The organism is Pseudomonas sp. BIGb0558 (assembly GCF_024807515.1).
Classification (GTDB): Bacteria; Pseudomonadota; Gammaproteobacteria; order Pseudomonadales; family Pseudomonadaceae; genus Aquipseudomonas; species Aquipseudomonas yamanorum_A.
Window position 1 is genome coordinate 1 of record NZ_JANUEW010000007.1, and the last position, 25,726, is coordinate 25,726.

Here is a 25,726-nt window from a genome sequence, read left to right on the forward strand (position 1 = left end):
AGGAGCGGGTAAACCGGCAGGACGCCGGTTTAGCCGCGACGGGGCAGGGACGCCCCGTCGCGGCGGCCCGCGGAGCAATCCCGGAGTGAGGGAACGCCGAGCCTAGGCGAGGCGCCGACAGGCGGGGCAGAGCGTTTTGGTTACTTTTGCGCTTTTCAAAAGTGACCCGCTGTAAGAGCGGAACCATAAGCGGCCGTTACCGCAGAAACGGATATGTACTCAGTCAAATGCACATATCTCCCACCCCCCACCCCACCTACGCAACCATTGGTTACAAGTTGGTGATAACCTCACTTCTCCCCCACCCAGACCTGCCTCCCCGATGCCCAGTGAACCCGCGCTGCTGTTACGTCACCACCGCCCTTTCATCGCGTTCTGGCTGGCGCGGATCTTTACCGCCAGCGGCTTCCAGATGCTCACCGTGGCCATCGGCTGGAACCTCTACCAACTGACCGGCAACGTGCTGGACCTGGGCCTGGTCGGCCTGGTTGAGTTCGTACCGCGGGTGCTGTTCATGCTGCACACCGGCCATGTGGCCGACCGCTACGAACGGCGCAAGGTAGCCGCCATCTGCCAGACCGTGCAGGCCTTGATCGCACTGTCCCTGGCGATCGGCGGACTGACCGGCAACGTCACCCGCGAGATGATTTTTATCCTGGCATTCCTGCTGGGCGCCGCGCGCTCGTTTGAGATGCCCACCACCCAGGCCCTGCTGCCGAGCATCGTGCCGACCGCACTGTTTCCCCGCGCCGTGGCGTCGTCGCAATCGGCCCAGCAATTGGCAACCATCGTGGCCCCGGCCCTGGGCGGTTTGCTCTATGCCTTTGGCAGCGTCTGGGTGTATGGCCCGACCGTGGCGCTGTACCTGATCGCCTGCGTGCTGACCCTGAACCTGCCGGCGCGGCAGACACCGTTGAACAAGGCCAAGGCGACCATGGACTCGTTGCTGGCCGGGATTCGTTTTATCCGCAGCCGGCCCGACATCCTCGGGGCGATTTCCCTGGACCTGTTCGCCGTACTATTGGGCGGCGCCACAGCGTTGCTGCCGGTGTTTGCCAAGGACATCCTGCTGACCGGAGCATGGGGCCTGGGGCTGCTAAGGTCGGCGCCGGCGGTCGGCGCGTTGCTCATGTCGTTGTGGCTGGCACGGTTTGCGGTAGACCGGCATGTCGGGCGGATCATGTTCACCGCCGTTGGGGTATTCGGCGTCGCCACCATCGCGTTCGGCCTGTCGACCTCGTTCTGGTTCTCCCTCGCGGTGCTGGTGGTGCTGGGCGCGGCAGACATGATCAGCATGGTGATCCGCGCCTCGTTCGTGCAACTGGAAACCCCGGATGAAATGCGCGGCCGGGTCAGTGCCGTCAACGGGCTGTTTATCGGGGCGTCGAATCAGTTGGGCGAGTTCGAGTCAGGGATCACCGCCCATTGGTTCGGCACCGTGCCCGCCGTGGTCATGGGCGGGATCGGCACGCTGGTGGTGACCGGGGTCTGGATCAAGCTGTTCCCGACCCTGGCCAACCGCGACCGCATGCATGTGCCGGTAGAAGAGACCAAGGCCTAGAACACCTTGTCGAGGGTGACGGGAAAATCCCGTACCCGCTTGCCGGTGGCGTGATACACCGCGTTGGCCACCGCCGCCGCCACCCCGACAATCCCGATTTCGCCGACGCCCTTGGAACCCAGGGCGTTGACGATCTCGTCGTGTTCTTCGACAAACAGCACGTCAATCTCGCCGATATCCGCGTTTACCGGGATGTGGTACTCGGCCAGGCTGTGGTTCATGTAACGGCCCAATTGATGATCGACTTGGGTCTCTTCATGTAACGCCATGCCGATGCCCCAGACCACACCGCCGAGAATCTGGCTGCGGGCCATCTTCGGATTGACCACCCGCCCGGCCGCAATCGCACTGACCACCCGGCTGACCTTGATGGTGCCCAGGTCCTCGTCCACCCGCACTTCGACAAACACCGCCGAGTGAGTGGCAGAGGCGTAGCCTTCGCGCTGTTTGCCCGGCTCGCAGTCAACCTGCACTTCCAGCGCCGACTCGCCGCTGTCCTGAACCAGTTGCGCCAAAGAAACCCGCTGATCACCGGCATGCAGCTGTCCGTTTTCGAACCTTGCCGACTCAGCGTCTTTAAAGGCCGGGTACGTCTTGCGCGCAATATCCAACAGCTTGGCATTCAAGGCTGCACACGCCTGCTGCACCGCGCTGCCCACCGACGACACGGTAAACGAACCACCCTGCAACGGCGCCGTCGGCAGCGATGAATCCCCCAGCAGGAACGTCACGTCACCCACCGGAACACCACTCGCCTGGGCGGCAATCTGCGCCATGACCGTGTAGGTGCCAGTGCCGATATCGGTGGTGGCGCTGCTGACGGTGAGCTTGCCGAGGTGGTCGATCCGCGCCTTGGCGCTGGCCTTCATTTGCAGGGCCTCCCACACGCCACCGGCCATGCCCCAACCGATCAACTGGCGACCATCGCGCATGCTTCGCGGTTCCGGGTTGCGCTGGCTCCAGCCGAAGCGTTCGGCGCCTTCGCTGTAGCATTCGCGCAAAGCCTTGCTTGACCAGGGCTTGTCTTCGTTCTGGTTGCGCTCGGCATAGTTGATCAGCCGCAACTGCACCGGGTCGATACCCAGCGCGCAGGCCAGTTCGTCCATGGCGCACTCCAGGCCGATCACCCCGAGCGCTGCACCGGGGGCGCGCATGTCCAGCGGCGTGAATACATCCAGCGGCACCAGCTTGTAGGTCAACTGCACGTTGTCGCAGTGATACAGCATGCCGCTCCATTCCACCACGTGCTCGCTGAAGTCCTCGAAGCGCGAGGTCTGGCCGACGGCGGTGTGGCCCAGTGCGAGCAGGCGGCCATTGGCAGCGGCGCCCAATTGCAGGCGCTGCAAGGTGCGCGGGCGATAGCCGAAGGTGAACATCTGTTGGCGCGTGAGGGTGACGCGAACCGAACGCTTCAGTGCCAGCGAGGCCATCACTGCCAACGGCAATTGATACTGCGGGCGCAAGCCGGAACCAAACGCGCCACCGACGAACGCAGCAAAGATCCGCACCTGGCGTTTGTCCAGGCCGAAGACTTTTTGCACATAGGCCTGGCAGTTCTGCGGGCCCTGGGTTTTGTCGTGGATGTGCAGGGTGCCGTCCGGCTGATACAGCACGGTACTGGCATGGGGTTCCATCGGGTTGTGGTGCTCGATGGGCGTGCTGTAGTGCAGATCCAGGCGAGTGGCGGCGCCGGCCCATTCGGCCTGGAAGTTGCCCCGCGGCTTGGGCGGCGTCTGGGGCGACGGGTGCGCCTGGTCCTGCAAGGCCAGCAGGTCGGTCTCGGCAGGCTCGGCTGCGTATTCGATCTCCACCAGCGAGCCGGCGTGGCGGGCCAGTTCCAGGTTGTCGGCAATCACCAACGCCAGCGGCTGGCCGCTGTAGAGCACACGGTCGTTATACAGCGGGCGAAAGGGCGAGCCGTCGGCGGCATCGGCGTCGGCGTAGCTGTCGTCGTAGCTGGCCAGTTTCGGGCGGTTGAGGTGATCAAGCACCATCACCACTCCGGGCAACGCCAGGGCCTTGGACGCATCAATGCGAATGACGCGGCCTTTGGCGATGTTGCTCGACACCACGCTGCCGTGCAGCAGGCCATCCTCGGGAAATTCACCGGCATATCGCGCCTGGCCGGTGACCTTGAGCAGACCGTCCACCCGGTCCAACGGTTTGCCGATCACGCTCATGACGTGGCTCCCGCAACAGCGGCATCGCTCAAGGCGCGAATGATCGCGCGGCGTGCCAGTTTGATCTTGAAGCCGTTGTGCTCCAAAGGCTCGGCGTCTTGCAGCATGGCTTCGGCGGCGGCGCTGAAGGTTTCGCGGCTGACGGCCTGGCCGATCAGCGCCGCCTCCACTGCGCGGTCGCGCCAGGGTTTGTGGGCGACGCCGCCCAGGGCCAGCCGGGCATCCACGATCGCATCGCCGTCCAACTCCAGCGCTGCCGCAACGGATACCAGGGCGAAGGCATAAGACGCCCGGTCGCGGATTTTCAGGTAGTGGCTGTGGGCAGCCAGGTGGTCGGCGGGTAATTCGATGGCGGTGATCAGTTCGTCGTCGGCCAACTGGTTATCCCGCTGGGGTGCATCCCCCGGCAGCCGGTGGAAGTCGGCAAATTCGATGACCCGCGCACCGCCACGGCCTTGCACATGCACCCGGGCATCCAGGGCGGCCAGGGCCACGCACATGTCCGAGGGATGGGTGGCCACGCACTGGTCGCTGGCGCCGAGGATCGCGTGGATGCGATTCAAACCGACCCGCGCCGGGCAGCCACTGCCGGGCTCGCGCTTGTTGCAGGGCACGGCGGCGTCATAGAAGTAGTAGCAACGGGTGCGCTGCAGCAGGTTGCCGCCGGTGCTGGCCATGTTGCGCAGTTGCGGCGAGGCGCCCGCGAGGATGGCCTGGGACAGCAGCGGGTAACGTTGTTCGATCAGCGGGTGCCAGGCCAGGTCGGCGTTGCTCACCAGGGCGCCGATCATCAAGCCGCCCTCGCCGGTTTCTTCTACGTCACGAAGTGGCAAGCCAGTGATATCGATCAGGTGCTCGGGGCGGCTGATGTTTTCTTTCATCAGGTCCAGCAGGTTGGTGCCGCCGGCGATAAAGCGCGACGCAGGGCTGACCAGGTGCACCGCTTCCTGCACGTCGGCCGGCTTGCTGTAATGGAAGGGATTCATTGCTCACCTCCCTGCGCACGGCATGCCGGCAAGGCTTCTTCGATGGCGTCGCGGATGTTGTTGTAGGCGCCGCAGCGGCACAGGTTGCCGCTCATCAGTTCCTGGATTTGCGCGGTGTCGTGGGCGCGACCTTCACGAGCCAGGCCCACCGCCGAGCAAATCTGCCCCGGCGTGCAGTAGCCACACTGGAAGGCGTCGTGCTTGATGAACGCCTGCTGCATCGGGTGCAGGTCTTCGCCCGAGGCCAGGCCTTCAATGGTGGTCAACTCGGCGCCGTCGCACATCACGGCGAGGGTCAGGCAGGCGTTCACGCGTTTGCCGTCGAGCAGCACGGTGCAGGCGCCGCACTGGCCGTGGTCGCAGCCCTTCTTGGTGCCGGTCAGGTCCAGTTGCTCGCGCAGCAAGTCGAGCAAAGTGGTCCAGGGCAACACATCCATTTGGATGTTCCGGCGATTGAGGGTCAGGTGTATCGGGTGACTGACGAACGGCTTGGCCGCAGCAAAGTTGGGGGTCGCGCTCATAAACACCTCACGGATTGGTGTGCAATCGCGGCGTTCTCGGAAGTCGCCGTCTTAGCGGTACGACTTCCCGGGGTTATGAGCGTTCAAGGCAATTGATGGGTGGCGATCAGCGAATGCTGAGGGTGGTAACCAGTTGGTTGCGCGGCGGGTTGATCGAGGTGTTGCTGTACTGGAACGTGCCGCCGGCTTCGATATCCAGCTGGAACGTATAGATGTAGCCCATCAATGTGCCGGCGCCACTGCACGCCTGGCTGATGGAGCCGACCTGGCAGATGGGGGTGCTGCTGCCGGACACCGGCGCGCCATCGAAGAACGCGTGGGAACTGTTGCCCAGGCCGACTTCCATCACATACACGAAGGTTTGCCCGCGGTGTGTGCACATCTGGGTGCTGGCCGCCCGCTCAGGGATGGTTTCGGTGCATTTGGCCGACTGCACCTTGAACACCCGAACCTCGCTCAACGCCGGTGCAGGCGCGCCCCACGCCGGTGCTGCACCGAGCCACAGGCCGATACAACCGAACAGAGCTAGACTCCAGGCGCTGGCTTTTTTCATGCTGTCGATGACCCTGTAATAAACGTCGGCGCAGTATGCCTCAAGGCCATGATCAAGCCTATGCGCCACTGGCCCTCGGCTGCTGGTATGATGCGCCGCTTTTTCCGATCCTCTCTGGAACCACAGGCGCTTGGCGCAGTTTGTGCTTTGACTTAGAGGTCAACAAATAACGACGCAAAATAGCGTCACAGGGAGCAGGCATGCTGGAAAAGCTGTTTCAACTCAAGGCACACAATACGAATGTGCGCACCGAGATTCTCGCGGGCGTCACCACCTTCCTGGCCATGGCCTACATCCTGTTCGTCAACCCGAGCATTCTCGGCGAGACCGGCATGGACAAGGGCGCGGTCTTTGTCGCGACCTGCCTGGCGGCGGCCATCGGCTCCACCGTGATGGGCCTGATCGCCAACTACCCGATTGCCCTGGCACCGGGCATGGGCCTCAACGCGTTCTTCACCTACACCGTGGTCCTGCACATGGGCCACACCTGGCAAGTGGCGCTGGGTGCGGTGTTCATCTCGGCGGTGCTGTTCTTCCTGCTGTCGATCTTCCGCATCCGTGAATGGATCATCAACAGCATCCCGCTGCCGCTGCGCTCGGCGATTGCGGCGGGTATCGGCCTGTTCCTGGCGCTGATCGCCCTGCACAACGCCGGCATCGTGGTCAGCAACCCGGCCACCATGGTGGGCCTGGGCGACCTGAAACAACCGGCGCCGATCCTCGCCACCCTCGGTTTCGCGCTGATCGTTGCGCTGGAAGCCCTGAAAGTGCGCGGCGCGGTGTTGATCGGCATCCTGGTGGTGACCATCGCCTCCATCGCACTCGGCTTTACCCCGTTCGGCGGCGTGATGTCGATGCCGCCTTCGCTGGCGCCGACCTTCCTGCAACTGGACATCAAGGGCGCCCTGGACATCGGTCTGGTGAGCGTGATCTTCGCCTTCCTGTTCGTCGACCTGTTCGACAACTCCGGCACCCTGATCGGCGTGGCCAAGCGCGCAGGCCTCATGGGCAAGGACGGCCACATGCCGAAAATGGGCCGTGCGCTGATCGCTGACAGCACCGCTGCCATGGCCGGCTCGCTGCTGGGCACCTCGACCACCACCAGCTACATCGAATCGGCTGCAGGCGTGAGCGCCGGTGGCCGTACCGGTTTGACCGCGGTCGTGGTCGCCATCCTGTTCCTGCTGGCGCTGTTCTTCTCGCCACTGGCGGCCAGCGTGCCGGCCTTCGCCACCGCGCCGGCGCTGCTGTTTGTTGCGGTACTGATGACCTCGGGCCTGGCCGAAATCGACTGGGACGACATCACTGTCGCCGCGCCGGTGGTGATCACCGCCCTGGCGATGCCATTCACTTATTCCATCGCCAACGGCATTGCCTTCGGTTTCATCGCCTGGACCGCCATCAAGCTGCTTTCGGGCCGCTACCGTGAGCTGAACCCGGCGCTGGTGATCCTGTCGATTCTGTTTGTGATCAAGCTGGGCTGGTTCAACGCATGACTTTTGACGCCGCAAGCTACACCGTTCAACTGGAAGAAAAGGTCACGCGCTTGCGTGACCTGCTGGCGCCGTTCGACGCGCCAGAGCCGCAGGTTTTCGACTCGCCCTTGCAGAATTTCCGCCTGCGGGCCGAGTTCCGCCTGTGGCGCGAAGGGGGCGAACGCCACTACGCGATGTTCTCCCAGGACGACAAGCGCACGCCGATCCTCATCGAAGAGTTTCCGATTGCCAGCCTGCGCATCAACCAGTTGATGCCGCAGCTCAAGGCCGCCTGGCAAGCCAGCGCCGCCTTGAGCCACAAGCTGTTCCAGGTGGAGTTCCTCACCACCCTGGCCGGCGACGCGATGATCACCCTGTGCTATCACCGCCCGCTGGACGAGCATTGGCACACCGCGGCGAACAAGCTGGCAGCTGATTTGAATGTCAGCATCATCGGGCGCTCCAAGGGCAAGCGTGATGTGATCGGCCGCGATTACGTGGTCGAGAAACTCGATGTCGGCGGTCGCACCTTCAGCTATCGCCAGCCCGAAGGCGCGTTCACCCAGCCCAACGGCACGGTGAACCAGAAGATGCTCAACTGGGCGTACGAAGCCCTGGGCGATCGCAGTGATGACCTGCTGGAGCTGTACTGCGGCAACGGCAACTTCACCCTGCCCCTGGCCACCCGCGTGCGCAAAGTGCTGGCCACCGAGATCAGCAAGACCTCGGTGAATGCGGCCCTGAGCAACCTCGATGAAAACGCGGTGGATAACGTCACCCTGGTGCGTTTGTCTGCCGAAGAGCTGACCGAAGCCTTGAACGAAGTGCGGCCGTTCCGACGCCTGCACGGCATCGACCTCAAGAGCTACGAATTCGGCAGCGTGTTCGTCGACCCGCCGCGTGCCGGCATGGACCCGGACACCTGCGAACTGACCCGGCGCTTCGAGAACATCCTGTACATCTCCTGCAACCCGGAAACGTTGGCGGCGAACATTGCACAACTGCATGACACGCACCGGATTACCCAGTGCGCCATGTTTGACCAGTTCCCGTGGACGCACCACATGGAATCGGGTGTGTTGCTGACTCGGCGTTAAATTCCCAGGACTGCACAAATCAAAATGTGGGAGCCGTCGAGCTTTAGCGAGGCCGCGATGGCGGTGGGTCAGACAAAAAAATGTCATCAGTCCCGCCGCCATCGCAGCCTCGCCAAGGCTCGACAGCTCCCACAGTGGATCGGTGTGTTAGCCGATATAGCCATCATGCCGACGGCTGGAAATACCCGGCCAACGCCCGCAGGTCCTGCTCGCTTAGCAACCCGGCGAAATACTTCAGCTGTATCCGCGCCAGCAGGTACGCGTGCCGTGCGTCCGCCAGGTCGCGGCGGGCCGTGAACAGTTGCTGCTCGGCATCCAGCACATCAAGGTTCACACGCTCGCCGCCGGTCACGCTTTTCCTGGTTGCCGTGACCAGGGCGGTGGCAGAGCCGACCGCCATTTCATACGCCCGCACTTTGGCCGCGCCGCTGGTGTTGAGGTTGAATTGCTTGCGCAGTTCGATCAGCGTCTTGGCCGTTTGCGCATCCAGTTCGTACTGGGCCTGGGACAGTTGATTCGCGGCCTGGCGGGTTGACGCCGACACCGAGCCGCCGGCAAACAGCGGCAGGCTGACCTGGATGCCGACGCTGTTGGTGTCGTACTTCTGGTTGTAGCTGCTTTCCGAATCGGAGCTGGTCTGGCGGCTGCTGGCATACAGGCTGACCTTGGGCAGGTGCCCGGCGCGTTTGCGCTCCACTTCGTACTCGGCGACGTCCAGCGCATGGTGCTGGGATTTAAGTTCCGGGTTGTTGGCCATGGCCATTTCCCGCCAGGTTTCGAAACGGTTGGGCTCCAGTGGCGGAATGTCGAACTGGCGGGTCAGCGGCGCCAACTCTTCGATCTGCAACGGCTGCCCGACGATGGCTTCCAGCTCGCGCAAGGCGGCATCCTGGGTGTCCAGCGACTCGATCTCTTCCGCCTGGGCCAGGCTCAGGCGCGCCTGAGTTTCCAGCACATCGGTGCGGGTGCCCTCGCCGCCCTTGAGCAGCCGCTCATTGAGTTGCAGGCGCTCCACATAGGCACGTTTCTGGGCGCGACTCAGTTCGATCCGCTCCTGGGCCAGCAACGCCTGGCTGTAGGCGCTCAACACCCGCACGGCCAATTCCTGGCTCTTGCCGCGAAAGCGTTCGTCGGCAAACAGCGCCTGCGCCGCGCCCTGGCGATAGCGCGCGTAGGCTTCGTAATCGAGCAGCGGTTGTTGCAAGGTCAGGGTCGAGGCATAGCTGCGGTAATCGCGGTCGCTGCTAACGTTGCCCACCGCCGTCGACTGGGTGACTTCGGATTCATTGCGCGAGTTGTTGTAGCTCCAGGACAGGTTCGGCAACAGCCCGGCGCGGCCGATGACGCGGTTTTCCTCGCCGGCCTCACGTTCCTGGATTGCCGCCTGAAACGTCGGATCGTTGCGTAGCGCCAAGTCATAGGCATCGAGCAATCCCAACGCCTGAACCGAACCGCTGCAGGCACAACACAGGCTGAATACCAGCGCCTTCATTCTTCCACCAACGCCATGTGAGTCCGATCCAGCAAGGGTTTGAACAGGTAGTTGAGCATCGAGCGCTCACCGGTTTTGACGAAGGCTTCCACCGGCATGCCCGGGCGAATCTGCAAGCCGTCGAGCTGGCGCATGCCGGCGGCGCTGACCTGGGCGCGCAGGGTGTAATACGGCTCGTCGGTGCGCTCGTCGACCTGCCGGTCGGCCGACACCAGCGTCACTTCACCGGCGATGCGCGGGGTGGTGCTCTGGTTGAAGGCCGAGAACAACAGCTCCACCGGCAAGCCCGGGTGCACCTTGTCGACCATCTGCACCGGCACCCGCGCTTCCACCAGCAGTGGTTCGCCCTGGGGCACGATGTCCATCAGCGCCTGGCCGGGCTTGATCACGCCGCCTTCGGTGTACACGTCCAGCCCCACCACCACACCGGCGGCCGGGGCGCGCACCAGGCTGTTGGCCAGTTCGAATTCGGCCGAGGCCAGGCGGTTGCGCAGGTCGTCGCTGCGGGTGCGGGTTTCGGCCAGTTGGCCGCGCAGCTTTTTCTGGAAGTCTTCGCCGAGCTGGCGGATGCGCAGGCGCAGCTCAAGGACTTGCCGTTGCAACTGGCCGATGCGGCCGAAATCCTCGGCAATCGCACCGTCGAGCTGGGCGTAAAGGCGTTCACTTTCCAGCAGCCGATTGCGCGGAATGTAGCCGTCCCGCGCCAGCTCCCGCAGGCCTTGCAGTTGTTCATTCATCGCGGTGCGTTGCAGCACTTTGCTGGCCTGGGAATCCCGGGTGCCGCGCAGTTGCGCTTCGGCCCCGGCGATGGTTTCCCGCAGGCCTTGCTGCTCCGTGGCGAGGGCTTGGGCGCGACTGCTGAACAGTTGCCGTTGCAGGCTCAAGGTGGTGGCAGCTTCAGGCTCATTCAGCAGTTCGGGGCCGAAGACAATGGCCGACAAGCCTTCGCTCTCGGCACTCAAGCGCGCTTCGCTGGCCTGGGACGCAATGAACTGGCTGCGCAAAGACTGCATCTGCCCGCGCAACGGGGTTTCCTTCAGACGGATCAATACCTGGCCGGCGCTCACTACCTCGCCATCGCGCACCTCGATACGCTCGACGATCCCGCCCGCCGGGTGCTGCACCGTCTTGCGATGCCCCGAGACCATGACCTTGCCGGACACCGCCACGCCCTTGTCCAGCGGCGCCAGCGCAGCCCAGCCGAGAAACCCGGCAAACCCGCCGAGCACCAGCAGCCAGCCCAGGCGCGCGTATTTTTTGTCGTCCAGGGCCAGCACGTTATTCACCGGCGGCACGCTGTTATCCGCCACAAGCACAGGTCGGTTCATGCTTTTTTTCCTTCACCGAGGCGGTAGCTCATGCTCATTGCAGACACCGGTTTGGGCGGCGCGGCCGCCGGTTTCTGCGTGGCCTCCAACACCCGCGCCGTGGGCCCGAACGCCTGCAACTGGCCGTCCCGCAGGATCAGCAATTGGTCCGTCAACGCCAGCACAGGGGTCTTGTGGGTGATCAGCACCAGCGTGCGACGCTGCGCCTTGAGCAAGGTGATGGCATGGAGCAAGGCCTGCTCGCCGGCCTCATCGAGATTGGAATTGGGCTCATCCAGTACGATCAGCGCAGGCAAGCCGTACAGCGCCCGCGCCAGCGCGACACGTTGCTTCTGCCCGCCGGACAACCCGGCACCGCCCTCCCCCAGTTGGGTGTCGTAGCCTTGGGGCAACTGCAGGATCAGTTGATGCACGCCGGCCATTTGCGCGGCAGCGAGCACCTTGTCCGAATCCACGGTGTCGAAACGCGCGATGTTGTCGGCAATGCTGCCGGCGAACAGCTGGATGTCCTGGGGCAGATACCCAATGTGCGGTCCGAGTTGCTGCTTGTCCCATTGCGCCAGGTCCGCGCCGTCCAGCCGCACCTTGCCGGCCATCGGCGCCCACGCGCCCACCAGCAACCGCGCCAGCGTCGACTTGCCGCAACCGGAGGGGCCAATAACGCCCAGCACATCGCCTGCTGGCAGACTGAAACCAAGGTTGGCCAACGCCGGGCGACGACTGCCCGGCGCACACGCACTCACCTGCTCGACCGTCAACTGCCCGCTGGGCACCGGCAAGCCCATGCGCTCAGGGCGCGCCGGGTTGGCCGCCAGCATCAGGGTCAGACGCTCATAGGCCAGGCGCGCCGAACTCCATTGTTTCCATACGCCGATCAGTTGGTCGATGGGGCTCAGCACCCGCCCCATCAGGATCGAGCCGGCGATCATCATGCCCGGCGTAATCGCCCCCTGCACCGCCAGCAACGCACCCAACCCGAGGACCAATGACTGCAACGCCAGGCGCACGCCCTTCGACCAGGCGCTGATGGCGGCGGTCTTTTCACTGGCCAGGTTCTGCGCCGCCAGAAACGCCTGGTGCTGGGCAAACCAGCGCGCACGCAGGGTCGCGAGCATGCCCATGGCTTCGATGGTTTCGGCATTGCGCAGGTTGGACGTGGCCTGTTGGCTGGCGCTGATGGACAACTGATTGGCCTGGGTCAGCGGCGCCTGGCAGATGTGCTGGTTGGCCCACGCCAGCGCCATCAGCATCAGCGCACCAACCAGCGCCAGGAGGCCGAGCCAGGGGTGGAACAGGAAGATCACCAGCAGGTACACCGGAAACCACGGCGCATCAAAAAACGCGAACAGCGCCTGGCCGGTGGCGAACTGGCGCAAGGTCGTCAGGTCACTCAACGCCTGCCCTGCCGCCTGGGTACCGCCCTTGAGTTGCGCCTCGAACGCGGCGTCGTACACTCGCTGGTTCAGGCGCATGTCCATCTGTGTGCCGAGGCGTATCACCACCTGGCTGCGCACCCACTCCAGCGCGCCCATCAAGCCGAACAAGCCGAGGATCATCAGCGTCAGCATCAACAGGGTCATTTCGTTGCCGGAGGCCAGCACCCGGTCGTAGACCTGCAACATGTACAGCGCCGGGGCCAGCATCAGCAGGTTGATCACCGCCGAGAACAGGCCGATGTTGAGGAAGCCACTTTTATAGTCCGTGAGGGCGGCCAGGGTTTCGTTGCCGGCATGGCGCATCGGGGGAATTCTCATGGGGGAAAACAGGAAGCGTCGCCCGGGTTTGACACGCCGTACGCCGCTGCGCAGAATTTGTCACCGCCGTCGCCCTGGCCTTCGAAAACTCATGGCGACGACGGGGTTTACGCAGCGAATGGGAGAGCGATCTTCCATTCGCTTTTTTCATGGCGCAGCAAAATCAGGCAGCGAGCGCCCAGTCCTGTGCCACGTCCTGCACGCCCACCAGGGCGACATCGGTGGTAGTTGCCGTAGCGTGTGCCGCCAGGCCGGCCGAGATCTCGTCGAAGGTGTTGGCGGTGGACAGGCCGAAGTCGTCCAGCAGGTTGTTGAGCACGGTTTCCAGGGCCGAGGTGTTGCCTTGCATCAGGCTGTAGATCACGTTCTGCACGTCGTTGCCAACGCGGCCTGCGCCTTGCGCCGCGCTCAGGTCGAGGCCGTTGAACGCCACTTTGAACGCGTCGAGGGTGAAGTCGCTGCCATTGCCGCCGCCCAGGCCGGTGCCCAGTTGAACGTTATCCAGGTTGCCCCACAGGTAGTGGTTTTCGTTGTGGCTGGCTGGCAGCGCCGGGTTGAATACGTAGTGCAGGCCGTTGCTGGTGTTGCTGTCGGCAATGAAGGCGTAATCGGAGTTGTTGGCACCATGGGTCGAATACTGGTCGCCGCTCAGGGAGCCGTTGCTGAAGCCGCCGGTGTTGCTGTTGCCGTGACCCGCGGTGTTGAACCCCAGTGCCCAGTCGGTCAGGTAGTCCGAGACGGAGTAAGCACCGAGCGCAGCTTCGTAACTAACAGAAATAGTCATCACTTAACCTCGTTATAAACAACACGATTGATCAGCACGCTCATACAGCGCACTTTTTGCCCACCCTTGGGCAAAACCGTTGGTTGATAAAGTGCCGTGCACCTTGATCAAAACTTGTATTCGAGCATCCCGCTCAACGTTCGCCCGCGCGCCAGGCTCAGGTTGTTGGCATCCCCCATGGCGACGAAGTAGGCCTCGTCGGTGGCGTTTTCCAGCGCCAGGGCGATGTTCAATTGGTCGGTCATCCAGTAACTGGCGTACAGGTCATAGAGGGTGTATTGGGGCCATAGCGCCTGGTCGATGAAGTCATAACCTTGTGAGTCGAGGTTTTCGCCATTGCCCGAGCTGTAACGCACCCGTACGCCCATATCGAGTCGCTTTTCCAGGAAGCGCGCGCCCAGGGTCAGCGAGCCGCGATCCGCCGGCATATAGGTGGCGTTGCCCATGATCCGGCCACAGCTTTCCTTGTTGTTGGCAGCATCGTCGTCCAGCACTTCATAGGTGGTCACCGGGCGCAGGCCGATCGTGCCGTTTGGCCGGGTGTAGCGTTCATAGCGCGTGGTGGACGGCCCGCTCTTCTTCGCCCCGCCCAGGTAATAGTTCTTCGAGCAGAACTCGTTACTGCCGATCATGTGGGTGTAACTGAGATTGGCGTACGCCCGCCCCATGTCGTAGTTGAGTTGGTACTCCACCCCGCGAAAGCGCGTCGGGTTGGTGTTATTGACGTACGCCATCGTGCCGAGAAAACCGCCGACGGAGGTCTCCGGCAAACTGACGCTGTGATTGAGGAACGAGAAGTTCTCGATCCGGGTATCAAAGTAAGCCACCTTCATGCCCAGCCGGTCGTCACCGAACAGCAGTCCCTCTTTGAGGATGTTCACGCCCATTTCCCAGTCCCGCGACTCTTCGGGTTTCAGGAAAGGGTTGGGAAATACCCGCTCAGATGAGTTGCCGCCGTGAGGCCGCCCGGTCATGAAGGTTTCCGTCACCGCCGGCGGGCGCCAGCCCTTGCCCCAGCGGGCGTAGAGTTGCAGCCAGTCCAAGCCCGGCTTTATGCCGATACCGAACGTGGGAGAGAACTGGCCCTCCTCTCGATCAATGTCGAAAACCTCCTCGACACGCTTGGCGCCTACCGTGCTGTTGTAGAAACGATCGCGCCGGTACAACGTCATCCCGGTGACGCCTTCCAGCCGATAGCGGTCGTAGCGCAAGCCCGCATCCAGCGTCAGCCAGTCGCCATATTCGTACTGCAGGTTGTTGAACAGGCTGGCGATGGTGCGTTTGCCACCGGGCGTCCCGCCTTCAACGTAAGGCAACAGGCCGGAAAGGTTGGTGGCCTCGACTTTGTTGGTATCGGGCTTGAACTTGTCTTGATACACCTCCACGCCGTAGTTCCAACTCAGGTGGCCCAACGCATCGAAGTCGAACCGCGAAGTGTTGTCGCCCTGTACGCCCCAGGTATCGGTCTGAAAATGATCCGTGTAGCCCGCCACATAGTTGCCGGAGGTCAGCGACGCGGCGTTGGGCGCATTGTCCCGGTCCATCTGTGTGGTGACGTAGTAGACCTTGGCCTTGAAATCGATCAGCGGGTTATCCGGCGTGTAGCGATAATCCAGCGCGATATTCTTGGCATTGAGGTTGTTCTTGCTGACGCGCTGGTAGTAGACGCTCTGGTTATCCGGGGCGGTATAGGCCCAGGCGTCATTACTGTCGCTGTCACTTTCCAGATAGCTCAGTTGCACCCGCTGGTCATTGGGCAGGTTCAGCCCGAACTTGACGATTTGAGAACGGGTCACGCTGCCGGTGTCACCGACCTCACTGTTCAACCAATCGTCAAAGGCCGCAGGCTGGGAGTCACGCGCACGCAAATGAGTACCCAGCTTCTGGTCGTTGTGGGTACCGGCGCGGTAGTCGCCAAAATGCCGTTCGCTGTACCCCAGCAGCACGTCGCCACGCTCGTCGCCAAACGCGAACACTCCGCTGCCGTTGAAATAGGTGCCGTTACCCAGTTCACCAATCCCGCTACCGGCACGCAGACGCCCGCCATAGTCCTTGCCATCGGCCAGAAACTCACTGGCCTCCAGGGTCTTGAACGATGCAATCCCGCCCAATACTGCTGCCCCGCCTTGCCCGGACTGGCTGCCCTTGTCGATTTCGATGCTGGAAATGAATTCCGGGTCGATCAACATCGTGCCGTTGCGCTGCTGGTGGCCGTTGACGTTGAAGTTCTGGCGCATGCCGTCGATGTTCATGTTGACCCGGCCGTAGTCCTGCACGCCGCGGATGTTCACCGACAGGCCCGGGTCACGCTGGTTGACGGCGGTGTAAACGCCGGCGGTTTCTTCCAGCATGTCGGCGGCGTGGCGCGGCGGGCGCTTGTCGATCTGCTCGCGACTGATCACGGCCACCGAGCGCGGCGTGTCGTACACCCAGTCGCTGGGCTTGCCGTTGGTGTTGCCGGTAATGGTGGTGGTGCCCACGGTCAGCGCACTGTCATGGTCGGCGCTGACGCGAGTCAGCGTCACTTGCCGATCCCCGGTAAAGCGATATTCCACCGGCGCACTGCCCACCAATCGGCCGAGGCCTTCCTGGGCGCTGTAACGGCCCTTGAGCGCGGTACTGGTGAGGCCTTGCAGGCGCACGCTGTCGAACAGCACCTGCAGCCCGGCCTGGTCGGCGAAGGTCAGTACGGCACGCCCCAAGGGTTGCGCCGCAATATCGAAGGTCAGCGTGACGGGCTGTGACTCACCGGCTGGCGCCTCGGCGGCCTGCACCTGGCAGGCAGAGGCGAACAGCCCCAGGTGAATGGCAAGGGCCAACCGGCTACTGGTGTTGCGCCCCTTGGTGATTGCAGACATCTACGTTATCCCTTCGCTGACCATGCTTGTTTATGCGAATACTTCTCACTTAACAGGACGTGTCAGGCGTTGGAACTCAGTAAGGTTTTTTGAAAGTTTTTTCGAAGGGCGTAAACGGGGCCCGGCGACCCCATCAATAGATCAGGCTCAGCCCCGCCAAATCCAGGCGCTGCACCTGCAATTCTTCGGTCAGGGTGCCGAGGGCGGTGTCGAGCATATCGAGACGGAACACGCCGCTGACTTCGCGGCTGCCCAGGTCGGCATTGGTCAGCACCACCTTGCCAGGCCGGTAACGGTTGAGCTGCTCGATGACCTTGGCCAGTGGCAAGCGGTCGAAGATCAGCACACCGCGACGCCAACTGGTGGCGCGCTCCAGGTCGAGATCGTCGAGGGCCACCACACCGTTTTCAGGACTGTAGCGCGCGGCCTGGCCTTCCTTGAGCACGGTCTGTTTCTGCGGCACTGCCTGCAGTGTGACCGCCACACTGTGCTGCAGCACGCCGACCCAGGCCTGCCGGTCATCCTCGCGCTCGACCACAAACCGCGTGCCCAGGGCGCGGGTTTGCCCGCTGGCGCTCTGCACCACGAATGGCCGCTTTTCCTCGCCGGCCATCGGTGCCACATCAAAGATTGCCGAGCCCTTGATCAGGCTGATGCGCCGTTGCACGCCGTCAAACTCCAGCTTGATTGCACTGGCGGAATCCAGCTGCACGCTGCTGCCGTCCGCCAACTGCACGGTGCGCACTTCGCCCTTGTGGGTGACGTAATCGGCCTGCATCTGCAACAACGCCTCAGGCCCGCGCACCCAGCCGACACCGGCCACCACCAGCAACAGCGCGACGCTCGCCGCCATGCGCCACGGCTTGCGACGACGGGCACCACGCACCGGCGCAGCGGCCGAGGCGGGACGCTGGCGATGCACCGCCTCATCGCGATGCACCTCGCCCAGCGCCGCCCACGTCTGCTCGGCAAAGCGCAGCGCCGCTTCATGGCGGCTGTCCCTGGCGATCCATTGGCGCAGTTCGGCTTGCTCCTGATCGGTCAGGTCGCCGGCGTGCAGGCGCACCGCCCAATCGGCAGCCGCCTCGGTAATGCTGTGCTGTTGGGAACCAGGGCTATTCACGTGTGAATCTCGAATTTTTCGTTATATAACGCTGTGACGTCTGACCCCAGGTTTGTCGGTAATTCATTCGTCGGACGGCCCCGTCTCGCTTTCCTGCAAACGCTGCATGACATACGCCAGCGCCTTGGCCAGATGCTTTTGCACCGAGCTGTCGGAAATATCCAGGTGCCGCGCGACCTGGGCATGGGTCATGCCCTCGATGCGGTTGAGGCGGAAAATCTGCCGGGTACGCTCCGGCAATTCCGCCAGTGCCTGCTTCAATGCCTGCCGCTGTTGCTGCGCCATTGCCTGAGCCTCCAACCCGGCCATTTCGTCTTCAATCTCGGCCAGCGCCTCATGGGGCACGGAATCAGTCTTGCGCCGCGCTTCCTGGCGAATATGGTCGATCAGCAGATTGCCGGCCGTGCGATAGAGATAGCCCTGGGAGTTGTCGATGCGCTCGCCGGCCGGCTTTTGCGCCAGGCGCAGGAAACTCTCCTGCACCAGGTCTGCGGCCAACTGCGGGTCCCGTACCTTGCGGGCCAGATACCCGCGCAGGGTATCGGCATGCTTGAGAAACAGGCCTTTGAGATCCACGTCCGACAAACCGACTCCCTGGAATGTAAAGGAAACAGGCGGGCATCTTAAGCGTTGTCGAGAATGATTTTCAATTGATATCAACTCTGATCTGCACAACACCGGGTTTTATTCTGCGTTCGATAATCGAACGGTTCCCACCCCGACGATTGACCAAATTAACCATTCAGTACATTTTATCCGCAGACATAAAAACAACAGCGGAGAATCTCCCATGCCCCCTATCGTGCTGGTGCTCAACGGCCCCAATCTCAACCTGCTCGGCACCCGCGAGCCGGCCACTTATGGCCACGAAACCCTGGCCGACCTCTCCGCCCTGTGTGGCCGCAGCGCCGAACAGCTGGGATTGAAAGTCGAATTCCGCCAGACCAACCACGAAGGCGAATTGCTGGACTGGATCCACGGCGCCCGCGCCCGTTGCGCCGGCATCGTGATCAACCCGGCGGCATGGACCCACACTTCAGTGGCGATTCGTGACGCGCTGGTGGCCAGTGAAGTCCCGGTGATCGAGGTGCATTTGTCCAACGTGCATGCCCGGGAAGCGTTCCGTCATCACTCCTTTGTGTCACCGATCGCCAAGGCGGTGCTCGCCGGTTTTGGCAGCCATGGCTATCACCTGGCCCTCGAACATTTCAGCAAGACCTTGAAGGGATGAACCCGGTGTCCAAACCTCGAATCCTCGCCGGCCTGATCGGCGCCGGCATCCAGGCCTCCCGCACGCCGGCCCTGCATGAGCATGAAGGCGATGCCCAGGGCTTGCGTTACCTGTATCGCCTGATCGACCTTGACCAGTTGCAAGTGGACACCCGCGCCCTGCCCGACTTGTTGATGGCTGCCGAGCAGATGAATTTCACCGGTTTGAACATCACCTACCCGTGCAAGCAGGCGATCCTGCCGTTGCTGGATGACCTGTCGCCCGAAGCGCGAGGCATCGGCGCGGTGAACACCGTGGTGTTTCGCAACGGTGAGCGCATCGGCCACAACACCGACTGCCTGGGTTTTGCCGAAGGCTTTCGTCGTGGCTTGAGTGACGTGGCGCGCAGGCATGTGGTGCAGATGGGCGCAGGCGGTGCCGGGGCGGCAGTGGCCCATGCGCTGCTGGGCGAAGGCGTGGAACGCTTGAGCATTTTCGACGTGGACGTGGAGCGCGCCCGCAGCCTGGCGGACAACCTCAACCAGCATTTCGGTACAGGCCGGGCCCAGGCCGGCAATGACCTGGAAAGCGCCATGGCCGAGGCCGACGGCTTGGTAAACACCACGCCCATGGGCATGGCCAAGCTACCGGGCATGCCGGTGCCGCTGCACACCCTGCACGCTGGCTTGTGGGTGGCGGAGATTGTGTATTTCCCGCTGGAAACCGAACTGCTACGCAACGCCCGCGCCCTGGGTTGCCGCACGCTGGATGGCGGCAACATGGCGGTGTTTCAGGCCGTGAAGGCGTTTGAGTTGTTCAGTGGGGAAGTGGCGGATGCAGAGCGCATGCTTGCGCACTTCCAGAGCATGAACCACTAGCTGCAGGAACCGGATCAAAATGTGGGAGCTGGCTTGCCTGCGATGCAAGCACCTCGGTACTTCAGACAAACCGAGTTGATCCTATCGCGGGCAAGCCCGGCTCCCACACAAGCCGGCTCCCACATTTGTTCGGTGTTGACCTCAAGCCTGCAAATAGCGCAACACCGACTCGCAGATCATCGCCCGATGCCGCTGCTTGACCGCCTCATCCGACAACTCGATCTGAAAGATCTCGCTGAAGGTGTGGCGGTTGGACACCCGGTAAAAGCTGAACGAGTTGATCAGCAGGTGCACGTCCAGCGGCTCCAGCCCTTCACGGAACAACCCCAGCTCCGCGCCCCGGCGCAACGTGGTGCCGAGGGCTTCGAGGATGTTGCTGTTCATCGCCTTGATCGACGTCGACTGTTTTACATACTCGGCGTTGTGGATGTTCTCGATGCTCACAATCCGCACAAAATCCACGTTCTGATCGTGGTGATCAAAGGTGAATTCCACCAGCCGGCGGATCGCTTCCCGGGGCTCCAGGGCCGTCAGGTTCATCCGGGTCTCGGTGTTGCGAATGTCGCCGTAGAGCTTCTCCAGCACCTCGACGTAGAGCTGCTCCTTGCTGCCGAAGTAGTAATAGATCATGCGTTTGGAGGTCTGGATACGCTCCGCGATCGCGTCCACCCGGGCGCCGGAAAGGCCCTGGGTGACAAACTCGACGATGGCCTCCTGGAGGATATTCTCGCGGGTCTTTTCCGGGTTGTTCTTGCGCCCCTTGCGTGGCGCGGTGGCCACGGCGGGAAGCTCGGAAGTCAGGGTCATGGTGCGCTCACGGCCTTAGGTGCAGGCGGTGATTATGGGCCGCGCCGCACGCCGAAGGAAGCGCCGGCACCTTACAACCTGGCCTGGCGCGCCGCACCGCTGCGGGACTTGGCCATAGCCGCCAGGCGCACCGCCACGTTGGCCGCGCCGTAACCGGCATAACCGTTCTTGCGCTGGATGATCTCGAAGAAAAACCGGCCTTCAAACGGTTCGGTGTACACGTGAAACAGCTCACCGCCCTGGGCGTCGCGGTCGTACAGCACGTTGTAGTACGCGAGCTGGCTGAGGAACTCGTCATCGAAATCAAACCGCGCCGCCAGGTCGTCGTAGTAGTTCAGCGGGATATCCAGCAGCGGCACCCCGGCGTCCTTGGCCCGGCTGACCTCGGCGAAAATGTCCGCGCAGTCGAAGGCAATGTGGTGCACACCCGAGCCGCGATAGCTCGACAGCGCGTGGGAAATCGCAGTGTTGCGGTTCTCGGAGATATTCAGCGGCAGGCGGATCGAGCTGCAGCGACTGCGCAGCGCGCGGCTTTTCACCAGGCCGTACGGGTCGGGCAGCACCACTTCGTCGTCGGCTTCGAAATCCAGCAGGCTCTTGTAGAACAGCACCCAACTGTCGAGGCTGTCGGCGGGCAACGCCATGGCCATGTGGTCGATGCGCAGCAGGCCACCGCTGGCAGCGCTCGCCGGTTGCAGGTTGAAATCGGTGTCGTAGAGGCCGCCTTCGTTCTGGTCCACCAGGTAAATCAGGCTGCCATCCGGTGCACGCACCGCTGCCAGCTCCAGCTCGTTGGGGCCGACCAGCCCGCGATACGGCTGGCCCTTGTAGGCCACCGCCCGCTCCAGGGCCTTGGCGCTGTCCTTCACGCGGATCGCCGTGGCGCACAACGACGGGCCGTGGGCCTCGAAGAAGTTATGGGCGAAGGAATAGGGTTCGCAGTTGAGGATCAGGTTGATATCGCCCTGGCGCAGCAGGCTGACACTCTTGGAGCGATGCTGCCCGGCCTTGACGAAGCCCAGGCGTTCCAACCACGAGGTGAGCTTGGCGCCGAGGTTTTCATCCACGGCGAATTCCAGGAATTCGATGCCGTCGTATTCACTGGCGGGCGGGGTTTCAAACAGGATTTCCGGGACCGGGGTTGCCTCTTGCTGCAGGCGCTGGCGGGTCTTCTCTTCGAGGTACAGCAGCGAGCGCAGGCCGTCAGCGGCGTTGGCCCGGGTGGGCGCGGCGCGGAAGCCGTCGTTGAAGATTTCCAGGGACAACGGGCCGCTGTAGCCGCTCTTGATGATCGGGGCGAGGAAGCCCGCCAGGTCGAATTCGCCCTGGCCGGGGAAGCAGCGAAAATGCCGGCTCCACTCCAGTACATCCATCGCCAGGATCGGCGCGTCGGCCATCTGCACGAAGAAAATCTTGTCGCCAGGGATCTCGGCGATGGCACTCGGGTCGCCCTTGAGGGACAGCGTGTGGAAGCTGTCGAGCAGCACGCCGAGGCTGGGGTGATCGATCTTGCGCACCAGGTTCCACACCTGTTGCCAGGTGTTCACGTGTCGCCCCCAGGCCAACGCTTCATAGCCGATGCGCAGGCCACGGCGGCCAGCGTGTTCGGCCAGCAGGCTCAGGTCATCCAGCAGAATGCTTTCATCGCCGACGGAATCGGCTGACGCATTACTGCACACCAACACCAGGTCGGTGCCCAGTTCCTGCATCAAATCGAACTTGCGCTCGGCCCGTTCCAGGTTGCGGGGCAGGCGGTCGCGGCGGCAGCCTTCAAAATCCCGGAACGGCTGGAACAAGGTGATGGCAATGCCGAGGTCGGCGCACATTTGCCTGACTTCACGCGGGCTGCCGTCGTAATACAGCAGGTCGTTTTCGAAGATTTCCACGCCGTCAAACCCGGCCGCCGCGATGGCTTCGAGTTTTTCCGGCAGGGTTCCGCTCAAGGAAACGGTGGCGATGGAGCGTTGCATGGGGCGACTCCCGGCATATGAGGCAGGTCTTGTTTACGGCAAATTATTGGCCGCTAAACTGTTCACAGCAATTGAAATGTACGAACCGGTTAGTTTTATGGGCGATTATCGAACAGAATGGCAATCAGCGAATTGACGATTTTTTAGCCACTGCGCACCATCGACAGCACATTGAGTCCCGCTTCTGTTGAGCGGCCTCGGTTAACCAAGACCCTGAACACACCATAAAAATTTCAAAAAAACGGGTACTTCCTCATGCCTTCGCAAACTCCCGCTGCGGCCGTGCGCCACAGCAATCCCCATAGCGGCATCGGCGACAAAATCCGTGGCGCCATGGCTGTCGGTAAAACCCGCTGGGGCATGCTGGCCCTGGTGTTTTTCGCCACTACTCTGAACTACATCGACCGCGCCGCCCTCGGCGTGATGCAGCCGATCCTGGCCAAGGAAATGAGCTGGACGGCGATGGACTACGCCAACATCAACTTCTGGTTCCAGGTGGGTTACGCCATCGGCTTTGTGCTGCAGGGCCGGTTGATCGACCGGGTCGGCGTCAAGCGCGTGTTCTTCTGCGCGGTGCTGCTGTGGAGCCTGGCCACCGGCGCCCACGGCCTGGCCACCTCGGCGGTGGGCTTTATGGTGTGCCGGTTTATCCTCGGGCTCACCGAAGCCGCCAACTACCCGGCCTGCGTCAAGACCACCCGCCTGTGGTTCCCGGCCGGCGAGCGTGCGGTGGCCACCGGGATCTTCAACGCCGGCACCAACGTCGGCGCAATGATGACGCCGATGCTGCTGCCGCTGATCCTCCATGTGTGGGGCTGGCAGGCCGCGTTCCTGTGCATGTCGGCACTGGGCGCCATCTGGCTGGTGTTCTGGGGTTTGAAGTACTACAACCCCGAAGACCATCCGAGCGTGAAGCAATCGGAACTGGACTACGTGCAGCAGGAAGTGGAACCGGAACAACCCCGCGTGCCATTCAGCCGAATCCTGCGCATGCGCGGCACCTGGGCCTTCGCACTCGCCTACTCGATGACCGCGCCGGTGTTCTGGTTCTACCTGTACTGGCTGCCACCGTTCCTGAACCAGCAATACAACCTGGGCATCAACGTGACCCAGATGGGCATCCCGCTGATCATCATTTACCTGACGGCGGACTTCGGCAGCATTGGCGGCGGGATTCTGTCTTCGTTCCTGATCGGCCGTGGGATGAATCCGATCAAGGCGCGGCTGTTGTCGATGCTGCTGTTCGCCTGCTGCATCGTCGGTGTGATCATGGCCGCCGGTTCCAGCCAGCTGTGGGTCGCGGTGTTTGCCATCTCCCTGGCCATTGGCGCGCACCAGGCCTGGACCGCCAACATCTGGAGCCTGGTGATGGACTACACGCCCAAGCACATGATGAGTACCGTGTTTGGCTTTGGCGGCATGTGCGCGGCCATCGGCGGGATGTTCATGACCCAGATCGTCGGCCATATCCTGACCGTGACCAACAACAACTACACCGTGCTGTTCACCCTGATTCCGGCGATGTACTTCATCGCGCTGATCTGGATGTACTTCATGGCCCCCCGCAAGATTCCGACCGTCGAGGCCTGAGTTTCCTACCTGCGCCGCTGCTGCCAGGCAGCGGCCAACCCGCTCAGGCATATCACCCCGATGCCAACCACCGTGGTCAGGTCCGGGGTGTGGTTGAACACCAGCCAGCCCAACAACCCCGCAAACACGATCTGGCAATAGCCGAACGGCGCCAGCAGTGCTGGCGCTGCGAAGCGGAAGGCCTGGGTCAGCATCAAGTGCGCGGTCATCCCGCAGGTGCCCAGCGCCAGCATCAACACCCCGTGCCACAGGCTCGGCACCTGCCAGAAGAACGGCACCAGTGCACTCATCACCAAGGTGTTGCACAGCCCGGCGAAGAAGTTGCTGGTGGTGGGTGTGTCGTACTTGCTGAGAATGCGGGTGAGCAGTTGGTAGAAGCAGAAGAACAGCGCCGACGTCAGCGGCAGCAACACCGCCGGGGTGAACAGTTCGCCGCCCGGATGCACGATGATCAGCACCCCGATAAACCCGCAAATCACCGCCAGCCATTGGCCGCGGGTCACGTGTTCGCCCAGCAGCGGCACCGACAACGCGGTGACCAGGATCGGCGCAAGAAAGTTGACCGCCGTGGCCTCGGCCAACGGGATAAAGTGCAGCGCCGCCGTGAAAAACAGGCTGGTGCCCAGCAGGCACAAGGCCCGTGCCACTTGCAGCAGCGGCCGCTTGCTGCGCAGCACCCGCAAGCCTGACTGCGGCAGGAAAATCCCGGCCATCAACAGCGTGTGCACCAGGTAACGGGCCCACACCACCATCACGATCGGGTAAAACCCGGCCAGGTATTTGGACAGCGCGTCGTGGCTGGAAAACAGAAAGGTCGCCACCACAATCAGCAAAATGCCTTTGAGTGGGTGGTTGACGCCGGAAAGTGGGGTGCTGAGGGTCATTGCATTCTCTTGTGTGGCAGGCTGAAATGACCGCCGCATACCGCGGCATAATCTAGAACGTGTGACGCGCCTCGCTCAAGAGCATAACCAAACACTGTTCGAACAGCGCACTAAATTGCGGTTTTCCAGTCCAACGCTCCACGCCCACCCGCCCATTGCGCGTTTTTTAACCAAGGCCTTCTCACCATGAAAAAAACCCTGTTGATGCTTTCGACCCTGGCGCTGCTCAGCGCCTGCGATAAACAAGCCGAGACGGCCAAAGCGCCTGCCCCGCCGTCGGTGCAAGCGACGCTGGTACCGGAAGTACTGCCCACCGACAAATGGGTCGGCAAGTGGATTGGCGTCGAAGGCCTCAACCTGACCATCGCCAAGGACGAAAGCATCGGCCGCGGCCACTATGTGCTGACCATGAAATACGGCCTGGATGACGATGATTCCGGCACCTTCAAGGGCCAGGCGTCTGAAGACGGCATCACCTTTGAACGCCCGGACGGCCCACAGATCCTGAGCGCCGGTGACGGCGAAGCCACGGGCCTCAAATGGCTGGCCGACAAGAAGGACTGCCTGATCGTCGACACCGGCGAAGGTTATTGCCGCGACTGACACAAGCTTCATACAGGCCGGACGACACAGCGTTTAGCATCGTCAGACAGCCGGACTGGCGCCAACCCTACA

General features: G+C 62.7%; 21 protein-coding genes. 7 read left to right on the plus strand and 14 right to left on the minus strand.

Features of this window, described 5'->3' with window-relative positions:
* Positions 1–322 precede the first annotated feature (322 nt).
* Positions 323–1,561 carry an MFS transporter gene (locus tag M2400_RS11410; RefSeq protein WP_177043355.1) on the plus strand — a complete coding sequence of 413 codons (1,239 nt, stop codon included), beginning with the start codon at positions 323–325 and terminating at the stop codon, positions 1,559–1,561.
* On the opposite strand, the gene M2400_RS11415 is transcribed toward M2400_RS11410, so the two are convergent.
* The 4 genes from M2400_RS11415 to M2400_RS11430 form a co-directional block, all read right to left on the minus strand.
* A complete protein-coding gene (locus M2400_RS11415; RefSeq protein WP_259196807.1) occupies positions 1,558–3,741 on the minus strand; it encodes a xanthine dehydrogenase family protein molybdopterin-binding subunit in 2,184 nt (727 codons plus the stop codon). The genes M2400_RS11410 and M2400_RS11415 overlap by 4 nt on opposite strands.
* On the minus strand, positions 3,738–4,727 hold the full coding sequence (locus tag M2400_RS11420) for a xanthine dehydrogenase family protein subunit M (protein ID WP_259196805.1): 990 nt from the start codon (positions 4,725–4,727) through the stop codon (positions 3,738–3,740). The genes M2400_RS11415 and M2400_RS11420 overlap by 4 nt, the downstream gene beginning before the upstream one ends.
* Positions 4,724–5,248: a (2Fe-2S)-binding protein gene (locus tag M2400_RS11425; RefSeq protein WP_259196803.1), complete on the minus strand. Its 525-nt coding sequence runs from the start codon at positions 5,246–5,248 to the stop codon at positions 4,724–4,726. Before M2400_RS11425 ends, M2400_RS11420 begins: the two co-directional genes overlap by 4 nt.
* 106 nt (positions 5,249–5,354) lie before the next feature.
* On the minus strand, positions 5,355–5,801 hold the full coding sequence (locus tag M2400_RS11430) for a DUF4879 domain-containing protein (RefSeq protein ID WP_177043351.1): 447 nt from the start codon (positions 5,799–5,801) through the stop codon (positions 5,355–5,357).
* A 200-nt stretch (positions 5,802–6,001) separates the two neighbouring features.
* Here M2400_RS11430 and M2400_RS11435 point away from each other — a divergent pair, with 200 nt between their 5' ends.
* On the plus strand, positions 6,002–7,297 hold the full coding sequence (locus M2400_RS11435) for an NCS2 family permease (RefSeq protein ID WP_063026981.1): 1,296 nt from the start codon (positions 6,002–6,004) through the stop codon (positions 7,295–7,297).
* Entirely contained in the window at positions 7,294–8,373 is a 1,080-nt protein-coding gene (trmA, locus tag M2400_RS11440; protein WP_177043350.1) for a tRNA (uridine(54)-C5)-methyltransferase TrmA, read from the plus strand. The genes M2400_RS11435 and trmA overlap by 4 nt, the downstream gene beginning before the upstream one ends.
* A gap of 163 nt (positions 8,374–8,536) precedes the next feature.
* Here the strand turns inward: trmA and M2400_RS11445 are convergent, their stop codons facing one another.
* The 7 genes from M2400_RS11445 to M2400_RS11475 all read right to left on the minus strand — a co-directional run bounded on the left by M2400_RS11445 (position 8,537) and on the right by M2400_RS11475 (position 18,297).
* Positions 8,537–9,865 (minus strand): TolC family outer membrane protein, encoded by a 1,329-nt coding sequence (locus M2400_RS11445; RefSeq protein WP_259196799.1) that lies wholly within the window; start codon positions 9,863–9,865, stop codon positions 8,537–8,539.
* Complete coding sequence (locus M2400_RS11450) at positions 9,862–11,193, minus strand: HlyD family type I secretion periplasmic adaptor subunit (protein ID WP_259196797.1); 1,332 nt, start codon at positions 11,191–11,193, stop codon at positions 9,862–9,864. Before M2400_RS11450 ends, M2400_RS11445 begins: the two co-directional genes overlap by 4 nt.
* Positions 11,190–12,932 (minus strand): type I secretion system permease/ATPase, encoded by a 1,743-nt coding sequence (locus tag M2400_RS11455; RefSeq protein ID WP_259196816.1) that lies wholly within the window; start codon positions 12,930–12,932, stop codon positions 11,190–11,192. Before M2400_RS11455 ends, M2400_RS11450 begins: the two co-directional genes overlap by 4 nt.
* A gap of 178 nt (positions 12,933–13,110) precedes the next feature.
* Positions 13,111–13,731, minus strand: coding sequence for a heme acquisition protein HasA (locus tag M2400_RS11460; protein ID WP_177043345.1), 621 nt, complete (start codon positions 13,729–13,731; stop codon positions 13,111–13,113).
* A 107-nt stretch (positions 13,732–13,838) separates the two neighbouring features.
* Positions 13,839–16,589, minus strand: a complete 2,751-nt coding sequence (locus M2400_RS11465; RefSeq protein WP_259196796.1) for a TonB-dependent receptor — start codon at positions 16,587–16,589, stop codon at positions 13,839–13,841.
* Between the two features lie 133 nt (positions 16,590–16,722).
* Complete coding sequence (locus tag M2400_RS11470) at positions 16,723–17,712, minus strand: FecR family protein (protein ID WP_177077997.1); 990 nt, start codon at positions 17,710–17,712, stop codon at positions 16,723–16,725.
* A 63-nt stretch (positions 17,713–17,775) separates the two neighbouring features.
* Entirely contained in the window at positions 17,776–18,297 is a 522-nt protein-coding gene (locus tag M2400_RS11475; protein ID WP_177043342.1) for an RNA polymerase sigma factor, read from the minus strand.
* A 205-nt stretch (positions 18,298–18,502) separates the two neighbouring features.
* On the opposite strand from M2400_RS11475, the gene aroQ reads away from it, so the two are divergent.
* Positions 18,503–18,943, plus strand: a complete 441-nt coding sequence (gene aroQ, locus M2400_RS11480; protein WP_177043341.1) for a type II 3-dehydroquinate dehydratase — start codon at positions 18,503–18,505, stop codon at positions 18,941–18,943.
* Between the two features lie 5 nt (positions 18,944–18,948).
* The gene (locus M2400_RS11485) at positions 18,949–19,800 is read left to right on the plus strand and encodes a shikimate dehydrogenase (RefSeq protein ID WP_259196791.1); all 852 of its coding nucleotides are present in this window, start codon (positions 18,949–18,951) and stop codon (positions 19,798–19,800) included.
* A 141-nt stretch (positions 19,801–19,941) separates the two neighbouring features.
* Here the strand turns inward: M2400_RS11485 and M2400_RS11490 are convergent, their stop codons facing one another.
* Together M2400_RS11490 and quiC are read right to left on the minus strand one after the other, a co-directional pair.
* On the minus strand, positions 19,942–20,607 hold the full coding sequence (locus tag M2400_RS11490) for a TetR/AcrR family transcriptional regulator (RefSeq protein ID WP_177043339.1): 666 nt from the start codon (positions 20,605–20,607) through the stop codon (positions 19,942–19,944).
* Between the two features lie 71 nt (positions 20,608–20,678).
* Positions 20,679–22,577, minus strand: a complete 1,899-nt coding sequence (gene quiC / locus M2400_RS11495; RefSeq protein ID WP_259196789.1) for a 3-dehydroshikimate dehydratase QuiC — start codon at positions 22,575–22,577, stop codon at positions 20,679–20,681.
* Between the two features lie 255 nt (positions 22,578–22,832).
* Between quiC and M2400_RS11500 the strand changes: the two genes are divergently transcribed.
* A complete protein-coding gene (locus M2400_RS11500) occupies positions 22,833–24,167 on the plus strand; it encodes an MFS transporter (RefSeq protein WP_177043337.1) in 1,335 nt (444 codons plus the stop codon).
* A gap of 5 nt (positions 24,168–24,172) precedes the next feature.
* On the opposite strand, the gene M2400_RS11505 is transcribed toward M2400_RS11500, so the two are convergent.
* A complete protein-coding gene (locus M2400_RS11505; RefSeq protein WP_003215531.1) occupies positions 24,173–25,051 on the minus strand; it encodes a DMT family transporter in 879 nt (292 codons plus the stop codon).
* 186 nt (positions 25,052–25,237) lie between these two features.
* Here M2400_RS11505 and M2400_RS11510 point away from each other — a divergent pair, with 186 nt between their 5' ends.
* Positions 25,238–25,654: a hypothetical protein gene (locus tag M2400_RS11510; RefSeq protein ID WP_259196780.1), complete on the plus strand. Its 417-nt coding sequence runs from the start codon at positions 25,238–25,240 to the stop codon at positions 25,652–25,654.
* Positions 25,655–25,726: the final 72 nt, after the last annotated feature.